Source organism: Nonomuraea cavernae, assembly GCF_040655715.1.
Classification (GTDB): Bacteria; Actinomycetota; Actinomycetes; order Streptosporangiales; family Streptosporangiaceae; genus Nonomuraea; species Nonomuraea cavernae_A.
Map to the genome: position 1 here is coordinate 47,314 of NZ_JBFAKL010000017.1, position 16,444 is coordinate 63,757.

The 16,444-nt window shown below is 69.6% G+C and carries 20 protein-coding genes, 2 tRNA genes and 1 pseudogene; 13 read left to right on the top strand and 10 right to left on the bottom strand.

Annotation, left to right across the window (positions count from 1 at the left end; all coding sequences use genetic code 11):
* The first annotated feature begins 21 nt into the window (after positions 1 to 21).
* Positions 22 to 1,014 carry a sporulation protein gene (locus AB0I38_RS24090; RefSeq protein WP_358471661.1) on the top strand — a complete coding sequence of 331 codons (993 nt, stop codon included), beginning with the start codon at positions 22 to 24 and terminating at the stop codon, positions 1,012 to 1,014.
* Between the two features lie 16 nt (positions 1,015 to 1,030).
* Here AB0I38_RS24090 and AB0I38_RS24095 read toward each other — a convergent pair whose 3' ends face one another.
* The 7 genes and pseudogenes from AB0I38_RS24095 to AB0I38_RS24125 all read right to left on the bottom strand — a co-directional run bounded on the left by AB0I38_RS24095 (position 1,031) and on the right by AB0I38_RS24125 (position 6,701).
* Positions 1,031 to 1,411 (bottom strand): hypothetical protein, encoded by a 381-nt coding sequence (locus AB0I38_RS24095; RefSeq protein ID WP_436838772.1) that lies wholly within the window; start codon positions 1,409 to 1,411, stop codon positions 1,031 to 1,033.
* A gap of 106 nt (positions 1,412 to 1,517) precedes the next feature.
* A complete protein-coding gene (locus tag AB0I38_RS24100; RefSeq protein WP_436838774.1) occupies positions 1,518 to 2,732 on the bottom strand; it encodes a cytochrome P450 in 1,215 nt (404 codons plus the stop codon).
* A 195-nt stretch (positions 2,733 to 2,927) separates the two neighbouring features.
* Positions 2,928 to 3,338 (bottom strand): RidA family protein, encoded by a 411-nt coding sequence (locus tag AB0I38_RS24105; RefSeq protein WP_358471666.1) that lies wholly within the window; start codon positions 3,336 to 3,338, stop codon positions 2,928 to 2,930.
* 84 nt (positions 3,339 to 3,422) lie between these two features.
* On the bottom strand, positions 3,423 to 4,871 hold the full coding sequence (gene argG, locus AB0I38_RS24110; protein ID WP_358471668.1) for an argininosuccinate synthase: 1,449 nt from the start codon (positions 4,869 to 4,871) through the stop codon (positions 3,423 to 3,425).
* Between the two features lie 93 nt (positions 4,872 to 4,964).
* Positions 4,965 to 5,708 carry an MBL fold metallo-hydrolase gene (locus AB0I38_RS24115; protein ID WP_358471670.1) on the bottom strand — a complete coding sequence of 248 codons (744 nt, stop codon included), beginning with the start codon at positions 5,706 to 5,708 and terminating at the stop codon, positions 4,965 to 4,967.
* A 74-nt stretch (positions 5,709 to 5,782) separates the two neighbouring features.
* Positions 5,783 to 5,938 (bottom strand): annotated as a pseudogene (locus AB0I38_RS24120) (IS701 family transposase); the annotation flags it as partial.
* On the bottom strand, positions 5,928 to 6,701 hold the full coding sequence (locus AB0I38_RS24125) for an SDR family oxidoreductase (RefSeq protein WP_358471672.1): 774 nt from the start codon (positions 6,699 to 6,701) through the stop codon (positions 5,928 to 5,930). The pseudogene AB0I38_RS24120 and the gene AB0I38_RS24125, both read right to left, overlap by 11 nt.
* 87 nt (positions 6,702 to 6,788) lie before the next feature.
* Between AB0I38_RS24125 and AB0I38_RS24130 the strand changes: the two genes are divergently transcribed.
* Positions 6,789 to 7,406 (top strand): TetR/AcrR family transcriptional regulator, encoded by a 618-nt coding sequence (locus AB0I38_RS24130; RefSeq protein ID WP_358471673.1) that lies wholly within the window; start codon positions 6,789 to 6,791, stop codon positions 7,404 to 7,406.
* Positions 7,407 to 7,645: 239 nt separating this feature from the next.
* Entirely contained in the window at positions 7,646 to 8,059 is a 414-nt protein-coding gene (locus AB0I38_RS24135) for a TIGR03668 family PPOX class F420-dependent oxidoreductase (protein WP_358471675.1), read from the top strand.
* Between the two features lie 28 nt (positions 8,060 to 8,087).
* Here the strand turns inward: AB0I38_RS24135 and AB0I38_RS24140 are convergent, their stop codons facing one another.
* On the bottom strand, positions 8,088 to 8,564 hold the full coding sequence (locus tag AB0I38_RS24140; protein WP_358471676.1) for a hypothetical protein: 477 nt from the start codon (positions 8,562 to 8,564) through the stop codon (positions 8,088 to 8,090).
* Between the two features lie 180 nt (positions 8,565 to 8,744).
* Here AB0I38_RS24140 and AB0I38_RS24145 point away from each other — a divergent pair, with 180 nt between their 5' ends.
* The 3 genes from AB0I38_RS24145 (at position 8,745) to AB0I38_RS24155 (ending at position 11,721) form a co-directional block, all read left to right on the top strand.
* Entirely contained in the window at positions 8,745 to 9,428 is a 684-nt protein-coding gene (locus AB0I38_RS24145) for a flavin reductase family protein (protein WP_358471678.1), read from the top strand.
* Positions 9,429 to 9,583: 155 nt separating this feature from the next.
* Positions 9,584 to 9,811 (top strand): tautomerase family protein, encoded by a 228-nt coding sequence (locus AB0I38_RS24150; protein WP_358471680.1) that lies wholly within the window; start codon positions 9,584 to 9,586, stop codon positions 9,809 to 9,811.
* Positions 9,812 to 9,909: 98 nt separating this feature from the next.
* Positions 9,910 to 11,721, top strand: coding sequence for a BTAD domain-containing putative transcriptional regulator (locus AB0I38_RS24155; protein ID WP_358471682.1), 1,812 nt, complete (start codon positions 9,910 to 9,912; stop codon positions 11,719 to 11,721).
* Between the two features lie 90 nt (positions 11,722 to 11,811).
* Here AB0I38_RS24155 and AB0I38_RS24160 read toward each other — a convergent pair whose 3' ends face one another.
* Together AB0I38_RS24160 and AB0I38_RS24165 are read right to left on the bottom strand one after the other, a co-directional pair.
* A complete protein-coding gene (locus AB0I38_RS24160) occupies positions 11,812 to 12,555 on the bottom strand; it encodes an ABC transporter permease (protein WP_358471684.1) in 744 nt (247 codons plus the stop codon).
* On the bottom strand, positions 12,536 to 13,477 hold the full coding sequence (locus tag AB0I38_RS24165; RefSeq protein WP_358471686.1) for an ATP-binding cassette domain-containing protein: 942 nt from the start codon (positions 13,475 to 13,477) through the stop codon (positions 12,536 to 12,538). Before AB0I38_RS24165 ends, AB0I38_RS24160 begins: the two co-directional genes overlap by 20 nt.
* A 320-nt stretch (positions 13,478 to 13,797) precedes the next feature.
* Between AB0I38_RS24165 and AB0I38_RS24170 the strand changes: the two genes are divergently transcribed.
* The 7 genes from AB0I38_RS24170 to AB0I38_RS24200 all read left to right on the top strand — a co-directional run bounded on the left by AB0I38_RS24170 (position 13,798) and on the right by AB0I38_RS24200 (position 16,338).
* Positions 13,798 to 14,325 (top strand): C40 family peptidase, encoded by a 528-nt coding sequence (locus tag AB0I38_RS24170; RefSeq protein WP_358471688.1) that lies wholly within the window; start codon positions 13,798 to 13,800, stop codon positions 14,323 to 14,325.
* A gap of 73 nt (positions 14,326 to 14,398) precedes the next feature.
* On the top strand, positions 14,399 to 14,602 hold the full coding sequence (locus AB0I38_RS24175) for a transposase (RefSeq protein ID WP_358471690.1): 204 nt from the start codon (positions 14,399 to 14,401) through the stop codon (positions 14,600 to 14,602).
* A 67-nt stretch (positions 14,603 to 14,669) separates the two neighbouring features.
* A tRNA-Thr gene (locus AB0I38_RS24180) sits at positions 14,670 to 14,745 on the top strand.
* 166 nt (positions 14,746 to 14,911) lie between these two features.
* Positions 14,912 to 14,985 (top strand) — tRNA-Met (locus tag AB0I38_RS24185).
* 70 nt (positions 14,986 to 15,055) lie between these two features.
* Positions 15,056 to 15,220, top strand: coding sequence for a 50S ribosomal protein L33 (rpmG, locus tag AB0I38_RS24190; RefSeq protein WP_019632658.1), 165 nt, complete (start codon positions 15,056 to 15,058; stop codon positions 15,218 to 15,220).
* A 240-nt stretch (positions 15,221 to 15,460) separates the two neighbouring features.
* Complete coding sequence (locus AB0I38_RS24195) at positions 15,461 to 15,910, top strand: MaoC family dehydratase N-terminal domain-containing protein (protein WP_358471692.1); 450 nt, start codon at positions 15,461 to 15,463, stop codon at positions 15,908 to 15,910.
* Positions 15,910 to 16,338: a MaoC family dehydratase gene (locus AB0I38_RS24200; RefSeq protein ID WP_358471694.1), complete on the top strand. Its 429-nt coding sequence runs from the start codon at positions 15,910 to 15,912 to the stop codon at positions 16,336 to 16,338. The genes AB0I38_RS24195 and AB0I38_RS24200 overlap by 1 nt, the downstream gene beginning before the upstream one ends.
* Positions 16,339 to 16,444: the final 106 nt, after the last annotated feature.

Sequence of the window (16,444 nt, forward strand, 5' to 3'; positions counted from 1 at the left end):
CGTCGACAGGGAGAACAAGCCGTGGTCTTCAAACGGATGCTGGGTGCCTTCGGTGTAGGCGCCCCCTCGGTGGACACCGTCCTGACCACCCCGCGGATCCAGCCGGGAGGGATGCTCACCGGCGAAGTACGGCTCACCGGCGGCGACTTCGACGCCGAGATCGAGCACATCACCCTCGGTCTGGTCGCTCGGGTCGAGGTCGAGCACGGTGACGGAGAGGGAGCCGGAGTGGGCGAGTTCTCCCGCGCTCAGGTCTCCGGCCCGTTCGTCCTCCGCAAGGGCGAGAACCGCAGCATCGACTTCAGCGTCTCCGTGCCGTGGGAGACCCCCATCAGCGAGATCGGCGGCCAGCACCTCAACGGAATGGCGCTGGGCGTGCGCACGGAGCTCGCCATCGCCAAGGCCGTCGACAAGGGCGACCTCGACATGGTCGCGGTCGAGCCGCTGCCCTCCCAGCTGCGCATCCTGCAGGCGTTCCTGCAACTCGGCTTCCACTTCAAGTCGGCGGACCTGGAGGTGGGGCAGATCTACGGCTCCGGCCAGCAACTGCCGTTCTACCAGGAGATCGAGTTCTACCCGCCGCCCCAGCACGCGGGGAGCGTCGGCGAGGTCGAGCTGACCTTCATCGCCAACCCGGGCGGAGTGGAGGTCATCCTGGAGGCCGACAAGCGGGCCGGCCGCTACGGCGACGACGCCATCGGCCGCTTCACCATCAGCCACGACGACGCCATGCACACCGACTGGCCGGGCGAGCTCGACCGCTGGCTGGCCGGACTCAGCCAATACGGCAGCCACCAGGGCGGCCACCACGGCGGCTTCGGTCACGACGGCTACGGCCACGATGACCACCACCATGGCGGCTACGGCCATTCGCAGCACCATGGGCATCACGAGCACCGGAGCGGCCCCGGCATGGGCGCGGTGGTGGCGGCCGGCGCCGCCGGCGTGGTCGGCGGTCTCGTGGCGGGGGAGATCATCGAGGAGATCTTCGAAGACGACGAGGAAGAGGGATAGGGCGGCTGCCGAGGGGCTACCTGGCTGCGCGGCCGGTCCGGTCCAGTCCGGCCGCCAACTGAGTGATCGCCGTGTCGACCTGCCGGCCGAGCAGCGTCGTGTCCAGCGGCTGGTCCGAGCCCGCTGTCTGCTGGAGCCATTGGTCCATGACGACGCGGAGCGCTGTCAGGGCGGCCGCCGCGCACAGGAGCGGATAGAGGGCATCTCCGGATCGTTCGGCTGTGCGGTCCGCGGCGGGCGGCGTCGCCGGGTGATCGATGTGCTCGGCGATCGCTTCGGCCAGCGCTTGCTCCTGGGCGGCGAGCACGGCCAGTTGCTGGGGCACCAGCGTGGGGGAGGCACGGATCAGCTGCATGGCGCGGATGTAGTCGCGGCTGGCGACGTCGCTCTGGTTCATGACGACCAGCACGGCCTCTGGAGCGCCGCCTCGCGGAGCGCGGCGCGGGTGGCCTGCTTCTTGCGTTCGCGGCGGCCGACGACCGGCTCGGCGTCACCCCCCCATGTCAGGACCAGGCGACCGGCAGGGCGTGCACGCCGAAGATGAGCATTTCGTCGCGCAGCGGCACCTGCTCCGCGGGCACCGTCAGACGCAGGTCCGGCAGGCGAGTGATCAGCTCCCTGAGGCCGACCTGCATTTCGATGCGGGCCAGCTGCTGGCCCAGGCACTGGTGGACGCCGTGCCCGAAGGCCAGGTGCGGCGTGCGGGGGCGCTTCACGTCGAGCCGGTCGGGATCGGGCCACTGCTGGGGGTCGCGGTTGACCTCGGGGGTGGCGATGACGACCGTTGCGCCGGCGGGGATGTCCGCGCCGCCCAGGGTGACGGGCTCGGTCGTGACGCGGCTGACGCCGAGCTGGATGATGGTCAGGTAGCGCAGCAGCTCCTCGACCGCGTTGTCGATCAGGTCAGGGTCGGCGCACAGCGCGGCGAGCTGGTCGGGGTGTTCGAGCAGGGCGAAGGCGCTCAGGCCCAGCATGTTCGCGGTGGTCTCATGGCCGGCGCCGAGCAGGACGAGGGCGACGTCGACCAGCTGGGCGTCGGTCAGCGGCGGGTCGGCGTCGTGGACGAGCCCGGACAGCAGGTCATCGGCCGGGTTGGCGCGCTTGTCGGCCACGAGGCGCTGCATGAACGCGTACAGCTCGGCGCTCGCGACGGCTCGTTCCTCGGCGGTGGCGTTGGCGTTCAGCCCGATGGCGGTGCGTTCCTGGAACTCGGCCCGGTCGGCATAGTCGACGCCGAGCAGCTCACAGATGATCAGCGAGGGCAGCGGCAGCGCGAACGCGGGCACCAGGTCGGCCTCGGTGCCGGCCGCCTTCATGGCCTCGATGTGCTCGACGGCGATCTCGGTGACCCGGTCCTCCAGCGCCCGCATCCGCCGCACGGTGAACTGGCCGGTCAGCAGCCGCCGGATGCGGGTGTGCTCGGGCGGGTCCATGAAGACGAAGAAGCCGTCCTCGCGGCTCTCGACGGCCGGACCCGGCGGCAGGGTCCCGGCCTCGAACTCGGCCACCTCGTGCGGCTGCAGCGACGTGGCCTCACGATGGCGGACCCTGTCCGCGCTGAAGCGCGCGTCCGACAGCACGGTACGGGCCTCTTCGAAGCCGGTCACCAGCCAGGCCCGCGCGCCGTTGAGCAGCTGCAGGGGCTGGACCGCGTCCTGACCGCGCCGCTCCAGCAGGCCAGGCGGCGGATCGAACGGGCAACGGCCGCGCTCGACCATGTCCGCGGGGATGATCCGGCGCATCGCCGTGGGATTGGCCTTGGGGGAGTCCTCGGTCAGACTGTCGTCGTCCACGGGCACATCCTGTTCTCGGGCGGAGCCGCTCACCGGCCGCCCGCAGCGAAAGACGGACCCACACCATAAAAGATGCATGACGCGCATCAATGCGCGTCATGCGCGGATATTGGGCGCGGCTCAGGAATCAAGTACGGCGGCGACGGCTTCGATCTCGACGAGCTGGTTGGCGTAACCCAGCACGGTGACGCCCATCAGGGTGCTCGGTACGTCGTGATCACCGAACGAGTCCCGGACCACCCGCCAGGCACTCACCAGGTCCTCCTGCCGCGTGGACGCGACGAGAACCCTGGTGTTGATGACGTCCCGCAGCGATGCGCCGGAGGCGGCGAGCGCGACCCGCATGTTCTCGATGGCCTTGGCCGCCTGACCCGCGTAGTCGCCGATGGCCGCCGTCGAACCGTCCTCGTTCAGTGGGCAGGCTCCGGCGAGGAAGATCAGTCGTGACTCGGCGGGCGCGGTGGCCGCGTACGCGTACTCGGCGACGTCGGACAGGGAAGCGGAGCGGATCAACGTGATGGCGCGAGGCATGGTCGTTCGGTTCCATTCGCATTCGACTGCAAAGCGACCAGCCTGGCACAGCCGTTCCAGCTTCAGCCTCCTGTTTTTCGCCGGTCAGTCGGTGCCGGCCTCCATCGCGGCGCGGTCGAGCATCTGGTCCTCGTCGGAGACCTCGCCACGCGAGGCGATGGCCTCGGCGCCGCCTTCCGGCATCTCGCCGATCAGCTCGGTCGGGGCCGCCGGGGGGACGCCGATGAGCGCGGGGTGGGTGGTGCCGACCATGCCCAGGGTGGCGTACTGCTCAAGCCTGGAGCGCGAGTCGGCGATGTCGAGGTTGCGCATGGTGAGCTGGCCGATCCGGTCCACCGGGCCGAACGCGGAGTCCTCGGTGCGCTCCATCGACAGCTTGTCCGGGTGGTAGCTGAACGCCGGGCCGGACGTGTCCAGGATCGAGTAGTCCTCGCCACGCCGCAGCCGCAGCGTCACCTCGCCGATGACAGCAGTGCCGACCCAGCGCTGCAGCGACTCGCGCAGCATCAGCGCCTGCGGGTCGAGCCAGCGGCCCTCGTACATCAGCCGGCCCAGCCGCCGTCCCTCCGTGTGGTAGTACGCCAGCGTGTCCTCGTTGTGGATGGCGTTGACCAGGCGTTCGTACGCCGCGTACAGCAACGCCATTCCGGGCGCCTCGTAGATGCCTCGGCTCTTGGCCTCGATGACCCGGTTCTCGATCTGGTCGGACATGCCGAGGCCGTGCCGTCCGCCGATCGCGTTGGCCTCCAGCACCAGGTCGATCGGGGTGGCGAACTCCTTGCCGTTGATCGTCACCGGCCGGCCCTGGTCGAAGCCGATGGTCACGTCCTCGGCGGCGATCTCGACCTCGGGGTCCCAGAAGCGCACGCCCATGATCGGATCGACGGTCTCGATGCCGGTGTCCAGGTGCTCCAGCGTCTTGGCCTCGTGGGTGGCGCCCCAGATGTTGGCGTCGGTCGAGTAGGCCTTCTCGGTGCTGTCGCGGTAGGGCAGGTCGTGGGCGAGCAGCCACTCCGACATCTCCTTGCGCCCGCCGAGCTCGGAGACGAAGTCGGCGTCGAGCCAGGGCTTGTAGATGCGCAGGTGAGGGTTGGCCAGCAGGCCGTAACGGTAGAACCGCTCGATGTCGTTGCCCTTGAAGGTCGAGCCGTCGCCCCAGATCTGGACGTCGTCCTCGAGCATCGCCCGGACCAGCAGGGTGCCCGTCACGGCACGACCGATCGGCGTGGTGTTGAAGTACGCCCGCCCGCCCGAGCGGATGTGGAACGCGCCACAGGCGAGCGCGGCCAGGCCCTCCTCGACCAGCACCGCCCGGCAGTCGACCAGGCGTGCGACCTCGGCTCCGTAGGCCCGCGCACGGCCGGGCACCGAGGCGATGTCGGGCTCGTCGTACTGGCCGATGTCGGCGGTGTAGGTGCACGGAACGGCACCCTTGTCGCGCATCCAGGCGACGGCGACGGAGGTGTCGAGCCCACCTGAGAAGGCGATGCCGACGCGCTCGCCGATGGGCAGGGAGGTGAGAACCTTGGACATGGAACAAGAGTATGCATGGTGGCGCATGTTCATGCAACATCCGGCACGGTCCAGCATCGGAACCCGCGAATCGGGGTCACCGCAGGCCGGGTTCTACGAGAGGTCGAGGACGAGGCCGGGGGTGGCGACGCCGATCGGGCCGTCGTACTCGGACTCGGCGGCGGCCCGGGCGGCTGTGGGGTCCGTGCCGGGTTGCAGATGCGTCAGGAGCAGCTGCCGGGCTCCGGCCTCCCGGGCCTGCCGGCCTGCCTGGCGGGCGCTCGTCAGATGACGCCGCGAATCCTCGGGGACCTGCTCCGCGTACGTGGCCTCGGCCAGGAGCAGGTCGGCGTCGCGGGCCAGGGCCACCACCTCGGGGCTGGGGCCGGAGTCGCCGGTGTAGGCGAGCGCCCGCCCGCCCGCCGCCAGCCGTACGCCGGCGTTGGGGACCGAGTGCGGCAGCGGGCGGGTCCGCGCCTGGAACGGGCCGAGGTCGAGCAGGTCGCCGGCGGTGAACTCGCGCAGGACGCAGGCGTCGGCCAGCGCCCTCGGACGGTCCAGCGCGAGCACCGCGTCCAGCGCTCCGGGCAGTGAGTACACGGGCAACGGTGACGACGGGTCGTCACAGAACGTCCGCGCTCGCAGGAGCGGGTTCAGGTCGGCGCAGTGATCGGGATGCCCGTGGGTGACGAACACGGCGTCGACCTCGTCGGCGGTGATCCGTTCCAGCAGCCGTGGCACCGTCGCGTAGCCGGGGTCGATGAGCAGCCTGAACCCGTCGTGCTCCACGAGGTAGCCACTGCAGGCCTGACCCGCGCCCGGCCACGCGCCGCATCCACCCAGGACCGTCAACAGCATGCACGGATCCTAGCTAGTACTCCAGCCGTAGATCGTGATCTTCATGTCTGAGCGGCTTGTCGCCGGTAGTGGCCCACCACGTAGCCGCGAAGGTCGTCGCGGACGGCGTCAGCGTCCCACTTGGCCCGGCTGAGCAGGTGCTGCATGCCGTCCGGGGTCCTCTCCCCGGCCCGTTCGGCGATCGTCCAGCAGTTCGTGCGCGGTAGGTAGGAGAGAGGCTCACAGCCCAGAACCGCCCGTCGCGTCGATCACCCGGCCGGTCACCCAGCGTGCGTCGTCGGAGGCGAGGAAGGCCACGATGTCAGCCACGTCTTTCGGCTGCCCGACCCGGCCCAGCGCGGCCAGGGACGCCGCGTGGGCTTCGGCCTGCGGATTGCCGCGTAGCCAGCTTGCGTTGACATCCGTGTCGATGATGCCGGGCGCCACCGAGTTCGCGGTGATGCCTCGGGGCCCCAATTCCTTGGCGAGGTTGAGGGTGAAGGTGTCGAGTGCGCCCTTGGTGGCGCCGTAGGCGATGATCTCTGGCATGGCGAGGCGAGCCGCGCCGCTGGAGATGTTGATGATCCGCCCTCCGTCGCGCAGCCGCTCCAGCCCTTGCTGCACGATGAAGAACGGTGCGCGGACGTTCACGGCGAAGATCTCGTCGAAGCCGTCCTCGGTCAGCGACGCCAGATCAGAGCTGCGGCCGATGCCGGCGTTGTTGACGATGATGTCGACGGCTCCGCCAGGTGTGTATTCGTCGGCATGGGCGTCGAAAGCAGCCCACAGGGAGCCCGCGTCGCCGTGCCGTCCCAACTCCGCGTGCAGGGCGAAGGCCCGGCCGCCGTCCTCGCGGATGCGTTCAACGACCTCGTTCGCCGCTGTCTCGCTGCGCGCGTAGGCGACGGCGATGGTGGCGCCGTCCCGGCCGAGACGTTGCGCGATGGCTCGGCCTATGCCGCGGCTGCCGCCTGTGACCAGTGCGATCTTTCCCTCAAGTGTGCGTGTGCCCATAGCTGTTAGCTACTCCTCAATTTATTGAGCGATAACTCAATAAAGAAGGTAGCACGTCTTCTTGAGTGAGCGCTCTAAAATGGAGGAGTGACTGAGACACGCGCGAAGCGAGGGCGGCCGAGGGAGTTCGACCGCGCCGCGGCACTGACCGCGGCCACCCATCTGTTCTGGGAACGCGGCTACGCGGCCACCTCCATCGGCGAGTTGACCGAGGCGATGGGCATCAGGCCCGGCAGCCTGTACGCGGCCTTCAGGGATAAGAAGTCTCTGTTCAAGGAAGTGGTGCACAGCTATGGGCGCTCACCCGTGGGCGCCTTCATGGGCGTTGCCCTTGAGGAGGAACCCACCGCCCACGCCGCGTTCACCCGCATCCTGCGTGAGGCGGCGGTCATCTATTCCGACCCCGCCCACCCGGCCGGATGCATGACGATCAGCGCAGCCACCAACGTCACCCCGCAAGACGCCGAGGTGGAGGCATTCCTGCGCAACCTACGCAACGAGAACCTGGACGCCTTCGTAGCCCGCCTACACCTGGCGCGCCAGGCTGGCGAGCTATCCGATGCGGCCAACCCCCATGCGCTGGCCGCGTACTTCGCCACGGTCATCCAGGGCATGTCGCAGCGCGCCCGCGACGGGGCTGCGGCGGCCGAGCTGACCGAAACCGCCGAACTGGCCCTGGCCGCCTGGCCTGCGGCACGACACTGATCCCGCGCGCCAACCTGCCATCTCGCCTGCCCGGCCACACTGAACGCCAAGATCACGATCTACAACTGGAGTACTGGTCCGGTGGCTGCGACGGGCTCGCCGGTCAGAACGCGGAGTCTTCGCCGGGCGGGTCCACACGAGAACGGACGATCACGTGGAGGCATCGCGCTCGGCAGGTGTGGCGGCGCGGTGGAGTACCGGTCGAGCGGATCTGAGGGGCGACGGCGGAGAATGGGCGGATGGACGCTCGGCGGGCTCGCGAGAGGTTCCGCGGCGAGCGGGTCGCCCGCCTCGCCACGGTGAGCGGCGACGGCGAGCCGCATCTGGTGCCCGTCACGTTCGCCGTGGCCGGCGACCAGGTGATGATCGCGGTCGATCGCAAACCCAAGACGACGACGAACCTGAGGCGGCTGCGCAACATCCGGGCACACCCCCGGGTGACTCTCCTGGCCGACCACTACGAGGACGACTGGGCGCGCCTGTGGTGGGTACGCGCCGACGGCTCCGCCCGCGTCGTCGAGAGCGGGACGGCCTGGGTGTCGGCGATCGACGCCCTGGCCGAGAAGTACGACCAGTACCGGACGAGCCGGCCGGAGGGGCCGGTGATCCTGGTGGACGTGTCCCGCTGGTCCGGCTGGTCCTCGTCGGAATAGGGCTGGTCCCGCGGGCGGCGACGGATCGTCAGGCGGTAGCCGTGGCGCCCGGTAGCGGCGCGGTGGCGGGTGCGCCCGCCAGGCGTCCGGCCACGAACTGCGCGAACGCCCCGTGGGCGACCACCGTCGTGCCGAAGGCCACGACGATCACCACGATGAGCGGCATGCGGGAGTCGGGGGCCAGGAGGACGGCCGCGCCGTCGGCGAAGCCGGTGGTCGCCATGGCCCAGCCCGTGACCGCCGCGGTCACCCATCGGCCGGCCACCCGCACCACGGGCGGCCCGCCCGCCGTCACGGCAGCGGGCACGGCGAGGACGGTGAAGACCATGATGATCCCCGCGGTCCCGGCGACGGTGAAGGTGCTCTCCTCGGCGGCCGCCACCGTGATCGCGCTCATCAGCAGGCGAGCCGTCATGCCGATGACGATGCCGGCGGCCAGCGCTCCGCCGACTGCCGCGGCGGCCACGCGCCTCAGGCGGCCTCGCCGCTCGAACAGTTTCCCCATGCCTCACCTTCCACGTTGAGAAGGTTTGTATCGGTCCAAATCCGCCAGAGCAATGCCCGATAAATTCCGTTATGTGGCCGTTATTCTTGATAAATAGCGTTACAAGAAGTTTGGGACGGGCGAACGAGATGTCCGACAGCTGCCAGCCAGCGTCGCCCGCCAGGGGCGACAGTGGGCGGCGTGACAGCTACGCACACTCCCATAGAGTCCAACATCCTCTACTTCGGCACCCCGGTCGTACTGATCTCCACGACGAACGAGGACGACACCCCCAACCTGGCCCCCATGTCGTCGGCCTTCTGGCTCGGCTGGCGGGGCATGCTGGGCCTGGGCGCGAGGTCACAGACGGCGCGGAACCTGCTCCGAACCCGCGAATGCGTCCTCAACCTGCCCTCCGACCAGCTGGCGGCGGCCGTCGACCGGCTCGCGCTGACCACCGGCCGCGATCCGGTCCCTGAGCGCAAGCACGAGCGCGGCTACCGCTACGTGCACGACAAGTTCGAACGGGCAGGGCTCACCCCGGTGGAGTCGGAGACGGTCCGGCCACCGCGCGTGGCCGAATGCCCGGTGGCCATGGAGGCCGTGGTCGAGGCGGTCCACCCGGTGGCCGACGAGGACGAGGCGCAGCGCGGCGGCATCATGGCGTTCGAGGTGCGGGTGTGCCGCCTCTGGGTGCACGACGAGATCCGGCTGGCGGGCACCGACGACCACATCGACCCCGACGCCTGGCGGCCGTTGATCATGAGCTTCCAGAAACTGTACGGTCTCGGGCCGCAGGTGCATCCGTCCACACTGGCCCGGATTCCCGAGCGGTTCTATCGCGGTCCCGACCTCGACCGGGTTCGCCGGGTGGCCAGTTCCTAGACGGCAGGTGTGGAGGTCCGCCCGAGGCCGGGCATGGTGAGGAGAAGGGGATGGAAGAGGCCGCACCCGTCACACACCCGTTCACACGCCGGCACTGGAGGGTTCGAGTAGCCGGCGCCTGACGCGGCCGGCATCCACACCGAAGGAGAAGTCCCATGCCGTTGGTCAATGTGAAGGTCATCGAAGGGGTGTTCACCGAGGCCCAGAAGGCCGAGATGGTCACGGCGCTCACCGACGCGATGGTCGGCGTCGAGGGGGAGGCCATGCGCCCGGTGACGTGGGTCGTCATCGAGGAGGTCAAGAGCGGAGACTGGGCGATCGGCGGCAAGCCGCTGACCACCCAGGACGTGCAGGCGTTGGCCGCGGGAGCGCCCGCCGGCTGACGAAGGCCCGGCGGGCGCGTGGCATGGCGGCCGGCGCGTCACGCCGGGCTGTTCCCGTGGCGGTCGCCGGGTGACAATCGCGCGGAGGGGGTGAGGCCATGGTGACCATCAGGGTGCTGGGGCCGCCGGCCATCGAGCGAGACGGCCGTCCGGTCCGTCCGCCACGGGGGCGCAAGGCGTGGGCTCTGCTCAGCTACCTGCTGCTGGCCGATCGCCCGCCCAGCCGCAGGCGGCTGGCCGAATTGCTCTTCGCCGACGCCAACGATCCGCTGGGGGCGCTGCGGTGGACGCTCGCCGAGTTACGCCGGGCCTTGGGGGTGCCGGGCGTGCTGGGGGGCGATCCCGTCGTCATGGCACTAGGTGACGACGTGGTCGTGGACGTCCACCTGCTCGTCGACGAGCACGCCCAGCGGGCCACGCTCCTGGAGCTCGACGGGGAACTGCTCGAAGGCGTGCGCCTGGAGTCGAGCCCCGACTTCGAGTCGTGGCTGGCGGTGGAACGGCACCGCGTCTCGGCCACGGTGGAGGCGCTGCTGCGCCAGGAGGCGGTCGCCCTGCTGGCCGGCGGGTGCCCGGGTGACGCGCTTCCCTACGCCAGGCGTGCGGTGGCGCACAATCCGCTTGAGGAAGGCAACCACGAGCTGCTGGTCAGGATCCTGGCCGTGGAGGGCGATCGTCAGGCGGCGCTGCGGCAGGTCGCGATCTGCGCGGACATCCTGCGGCGCGAGCTGGGAGTCGAGCCCTCCACGGCGCTGCGGGAGGCGGCCGACACCGCTCCGGGCTCGCCGATGGCGCTGCCGCTGAGCGGCTCGGTGGCGGCCGCCAGTCAGCTCGAAGCCGGCCGCGCCGCCATCGCGGCCGGCGCGGTGGACGCGGGCCTGCAGTGCCTGCGCCGGGCCGTGGCCGACGCGGGCCGCTGCCGCGACGCCGCACTGCAGGGCCGTGCGCTGGTCGCGCTGGGCAGCGCGCTGATCCACGCGGTGCGCGGCCGGGACGAGGAGGGGGCGGTGCTTCTCCAGGAGGCGATCCCGCTGGCCGGTCAGGCGGGTGACCGTGTCGCCGTGGGCACCGCCTACCGGACGCTGGGGTTCGCCGAGGTGCAGGCGGGCCGGCGTCGCACCGCCGACATCTGGCTGGGCAAGGCCCAGATGCTGGCCGAGACCGACGAGGAGATCGCCGCGCTGCTGGGGGTGCGGGGCATGAACGCCTCCGACCGCGGCGACTACCCGGCCGCCTTCGGGCACCTGGAGGAGTCGGTCGAGCGGGCCGGCCGGTGCGGCGATCACCGGCAGCAGGCCTGGTCGCTGTCGATCCTGGCCCGCGCTCACCTGCTGCGCGCCGAGTACAGCCAGGCCGAGGTCGCGCTGACGCGCTCCCTGGAGCTGATCCAACAGCAACGCTGGATGGCGTTCCTGCCCTGGCCGCAGACCCTGAGAGCCGAGCTCGACCTGTACGCCGGCAACGTCGACGGGGCCGCCGCCCGGCTCGAAGGGGCCTGGGTGCTGGCCTGCCAGCTCAACGATCCGTGCTGGGAGGGCATGGCCGCGCGCGGGCTCGGCCTGCTGAACGCCAGCCGGGGTGACCACGCCGCCGCCGCGAAGTGGCTGACCGAGGCGGTGTCGCGGTCCACCCGGATGCCCGACCGTTACCAGTGGGTGCACGCGTACGCGCTGGACGGCGCGATCACCACCGCCCTCGACCGGGGAGAGGAGGACCGGGCCAGGCCACTCGTCGTGGCTCTGGCCTCGCTCGCGGCCCGCTGCGACATGCGCGAGCTCGTCGTCCGGGCCCAGCTGCACCGGTGGCGTCTCGGCGATCCGACGGCGCTCGCCGCCGCCCGGCTGCTCGGGGCGGACGTCGACAATCCCGCGCTGACCCGCCTTATGGACGCGGCCGGCCGGGCGGGCTGAGCCCGGTCCACGGTTCACACGCTCGCTCACACGCCTGTGCCCCACGCTCTGACCAGGACGAGCGAAACGGCTGCGTGAGAAGCTGACTTACTAGACGCCCTGGCGCATGGCCCGGTTGCCCAGCACGAGGCCGCCGACGGCGACCACGAGCGTGGCGGCGGTGCCGTACAGGACGGAGAGGTTGGTGAGGTCTCCGGCGAACAGGGCGCGCTGCGCGTCGACGATGTAGGTGATCGGGTTGAGATTGCCGATCACCCGCAGCCAGCCCGGCCCGGCGTCCATCGGCAGGAGCACGCCCGAGAGCAGCAACAGCGGGAACAACAGGACCTGGGTCACGATGTAGAACAGGGTGCCGTCCGGGGCCGACTTGATGGCCAGCACGAACGACAGGGCGCCGAGGCCGACCCCGAGGGCGACCAGCATGGCCAGCCCGGCCAGCACGCCCGCCGGGTGCAGCTGGAAGCCGAGCGGCAACGCCAGCACGATGATCAGCACGGCCTGGGCCAGCAGGACCACCATCGTCTTCATCGTCCTGCCGACCAGCATGGCCGTCCGGTTCATCGGGGAGACCAGCATGCGCTCCATCGAGCCGCCGATCAGGTCGACCAGCAGCGTGTAGCCGGCCGCCATCGGCCCCGACAGGCACATCATCACCAGGATGCCCGGCACGAACCACTGCCAGGTCGAGCCCACCGCCCCGTCCAGCAGCGAGCCGAACAGGAACAGGAACAGCAGCGGCTGCCCCATGTCGAAGAGCAGGCCCATCGGCTCGCGGATGGAGGGTGTGATCTCGCGGGTGAAGACGGTCGCGGTGTCACGCAGGAATGTCGTCATCGGTGAGGCTCCTTCCGGTGAGCGCCAGGAACACGTCGTCGAGCGTGGGGCGGGAAGTCTCAGCGGTGGCGACCTTGACGCCGGCCGCCTCCAGCGTGCGCAGATACTCCGGCAGGGCCGCCGCGGCGTTGGGCACCCGGAGCCGGACGGTGGTGCCCTCGGCGGTGGCCTCGCCGATCCGCGCCGCCGTCTCCGCCTCCTGCGCGGTGTTCGTGGTGATCGTGATCTGGTCGCCGGCCAGGTCGTTCTTGAGCTTGGCGGCGGTGCCGTCCGCGATGATCCGGCCGTTGTCGATGATCACCACCCGCTCGGCCATGCTGTCGGCCTCCTCCAGGTAGTGGGTGGTCAGGAAGAGCGTCGTGCCGTACGCCTCGCGCAGCCGCAGGATGTGCGTCCAGATGTCGGCGCGGCTCTGCGGGTCGAGGCCGGTGGAGGGCTCGTCGAGGAAGAGCAGCTCGGGGCGGTGGATGAGGCCGAGGGCGATGTCGAGGCGGCGTCGCTGGCCGCCCGAGAGCGTGCCGGGCTTGCGCTGGGCGAGCGGGCCGAGGTCGAGCAGGTCGAGCAGTTCGTCGGCGCGCTCGCGGGCCTGTGCCGTGGTCAGTCCGTAGGCGCGCCCCTGGACGACCAGCTCGTCGCGGGCACGGAAGTTCTCGCCGGCGCCGTTCTTCTGGCCGACGTAGCCGATGCGGGCGCGGACCTTGGCCGGCTCGCGGGCCACGTCGTGGCCGGCCACGGTGGCGGTGCCGCTGGTGGGAGGCAGCAGGGTGGTGAGCATGCGCAGCGTGGTGGACTTGCCCGCGCCGTTCGGGCCGAGGAAGGCGACCAGCTGTCCGGTCTCGACGTCTAGGTCGATGCCGCGGACGGCTTCGACGGTCTGTTTTTTCACCTTGAACACTCGGGTCAGTCCCCGGGTGTGAATCATGGTCGTGCTCCTCCGGGCATGGCAAAGAAACCCCTGGTCGGGGGCCGTTTGGGATCGGAATTCATCTTGGGGCGCGGAAACCGGATTTGGCAAACGTGAATGTTACGTACACATACGGCTCTGACCTGCGAAAACAGCGACATGGGCGGCGGTCCTGTCAGCGCGATTTCAGGGCCCCTGACATGCGGTTATCCGGCGTCCGTGAAAGTTTTTCCGGCGAACGGGCGGGGTGACTCCTGCAGAACTCCTTCTGCGCGACTTTTAACGCCATAAGGCAGGATCAAGGAGGGGGAAGTTCGGGCGGGCGAGGGGAGTTCGGGGTGTCGGGGAGGCGCCGGCTGGCACTGGTGACCGCCCTCGTCCTGCTGACCGCCACGGGGTCGGTGCCGTTCCGGCCGAACGTCTTACCGGAGATCGTGTGGATCGCCTTCGCGATCGAGGAGCGGGAGGTCGTCTACTCGTGGGGCGGCGGACACGCCGAGGATCCAGGCCCGTCCAAGGGCACCTGCCTGGGCTACACCGGCAAGATCAAACCCTGTCCGGCGGCCGACACGCGGGGGCTCGACTGCTCGGGTTTCACCCGATGGGTGTACGCGCTGGCGCACGGGGCCGACGTGCTCGGTCCGGGCAACACCGATGACCATGTGCGGAAGATGCGCCGGGTGCGTACCGCCAGACCCGGCGACCTCGTCTTCTTCGGGAAAATCACGAAAAAGCGCGTTAAGACCCACCACGTCGGGATCTATCTGGGCGACGGGAAGATGATCAACGCTCCCGAGACGGGAGCCGTCGTCCGGGTCGACCCGATCGGCCAGATCAGGGACTTCGCCGGTTTCTATCGCCTCTGAGGCCGTCTCGGTATGGCTGTAACGCGTGTCACGTCCCGGAAATTGAGAGACCCGAGGGCTACTCTGTGCCGCTATGGACAGGCGATGGGTGGGCACGGACGGCATCGAGGTGATCCCGATGGTGCGGGCGGGGCGGCAGGTGCTGCGCGTGCGCCGTCATGGGGGGCTCGTCGCCGACTGCGTCTCCGTCGCCGAGGTGGCCCGGCTCGTCGACCTCGCCGATCTCTGCGAGGTCGTCGAGTTGCCCCGGCCGCGGGGCTACGAGGCGGTCGGATAGTCGCCCTGACAAGTTCGCATCATGGCTGGACCCCGTGTATGGTTACACCTGTCCGCAGCGCGGACAGGCCCCTATAGCTCAGTCGGCAGAGCGTCTCCATGGTAAGGAGAAGGTCAACGGTTCGATTCCGTTTGGGGGCTCCAGCTTGGATGAGCCTCACCGGGAATCTCAGGTGGGGCTCTTGTCGTTGATTTCAGTGGTCGGGTGTTCTTGGGGCATACTAGGAGCACCTCACCTGATCAGGCGGAGTTCGTATGCGCTCCCCAGGTCAGGTATCCTCTACGGGCCGGGGGTTTCGTCCGGCTCAAAGGCGGAGTAGCTCAGTCAGGCAGAGCAAACGGCTCATAATCGTTGTGTCGCCGGTTCAAGTCCGGCCTCCGCTACTGCCCTTTCTCAGGTCGTCGACCTGAGTTGGGGCATGTCCTAATCCCGAACGTAGAAAGGCACTCCCACGTGGCTGCCACCGACGTTAGGCCGAAGATCACGCTGGCCTGCCAGGAGTGCAAGCACCGCAACTACATCACGCGGAAGAACCGGCGAAACGACCCGGATCGGCTTGAGCTGAAGAAGTACTGCCCCAACTGCCGCTGCCACCGCGCGCACCGCGAGACCCGCTAGCTCTTTCCGAGCGCGGTCTTGCCGGGCAGCACTTGCCTGGTTCACATCGCACAACCGGCGTCCCGACCGTGGGCGCCGGTTTGTCGTGTCTGCACTCCGTTCCGACGTCCCGGCTTCTCGTCTCGCTGCCGCGTGTCCACATCCCCGGCGGCGGGCAAAATCGCGGACGTCCCCGGCGACAGCCGAACCTTGTTCTGTTAGCGTCTGCTCCAATGTCGGCGGACCTGCGAGGGAGCACAGATGGCCTTGAACCGTGACTTCGTTGGAAGGACGTACGCGTCCACGACACCGTACGAGGTCAGCCGGGTGAAGATCAGGGAGTTCGCCGCGGCGATCGGTGATCACAACCCGATCTACCGCGACAAGGAGGCCGCCCAGGCCGCCGGGCATCCCGACGTGGTCGCACCACCGACCTTCCCCATCGCGTTCAGCCTGCAGAGCGGCGGCGAGGCGCTGGCCGACCCTGACCTCGGCCTCAACTTCGCCATGGTGGTCCACGGCGAGCAGCGGTTCGAGTACCACCGGCCGATCTACGCGGGAGACGAGCTGGTCACCAGCTCGACGATCACCGACATCCGCAGCGCCGGCCGCAACGAGCTGCTCACGGTCAGGAGCGACATCGCGACCGTGGCCGGCGAGCCGGTCTGCGTCAGCTACAACACGATCGTCGAGCGCGGAGGAGCGGCCTGATGACAGCCACGGTGAAGTACGACGAGGTCGAGGTCGGCCAGCAGATCCCGGCCGCCGACTACCCGGTGCGCAGGCTCGACCTGGTGATGTACGCGGGAGCCTCCGGCGACTTCAACCAGATCCACTGGAACGAGCGGTTCGCCAAGGCCGTGGGGCTGCCCGACGTCATCGCCCACGGGATGTTCACGATGGCGCAGGGCGGTCGGTTCGTCACCGACTGGGCGGGCGACCCCGGCGCCGTCGTCGACTACGGGGTGAGGTTCTCGTCGATGGTGGTCGTCCCCGACGACGACCAAGGGGCCGTGATCACGGTCAGCGGCGTGATCGAGGAGAAGCTGGACGACAAGCGCGTGGTCGTCGCCCTGACGGCCAGGTCGGGCGACGCCCGGGTGCTGTCGAAGGCCCGGGCCGTGGTGCGGCTGGCCTGACCGCGCCGCGACGAGGCTGCGATGAGGCTGCGATGAGGCTGCGACGAGGCCGCGATGACCCGCGGCGATGCGGCGATGGCGCGATGATAGGGCGCGCGGCTCCAGG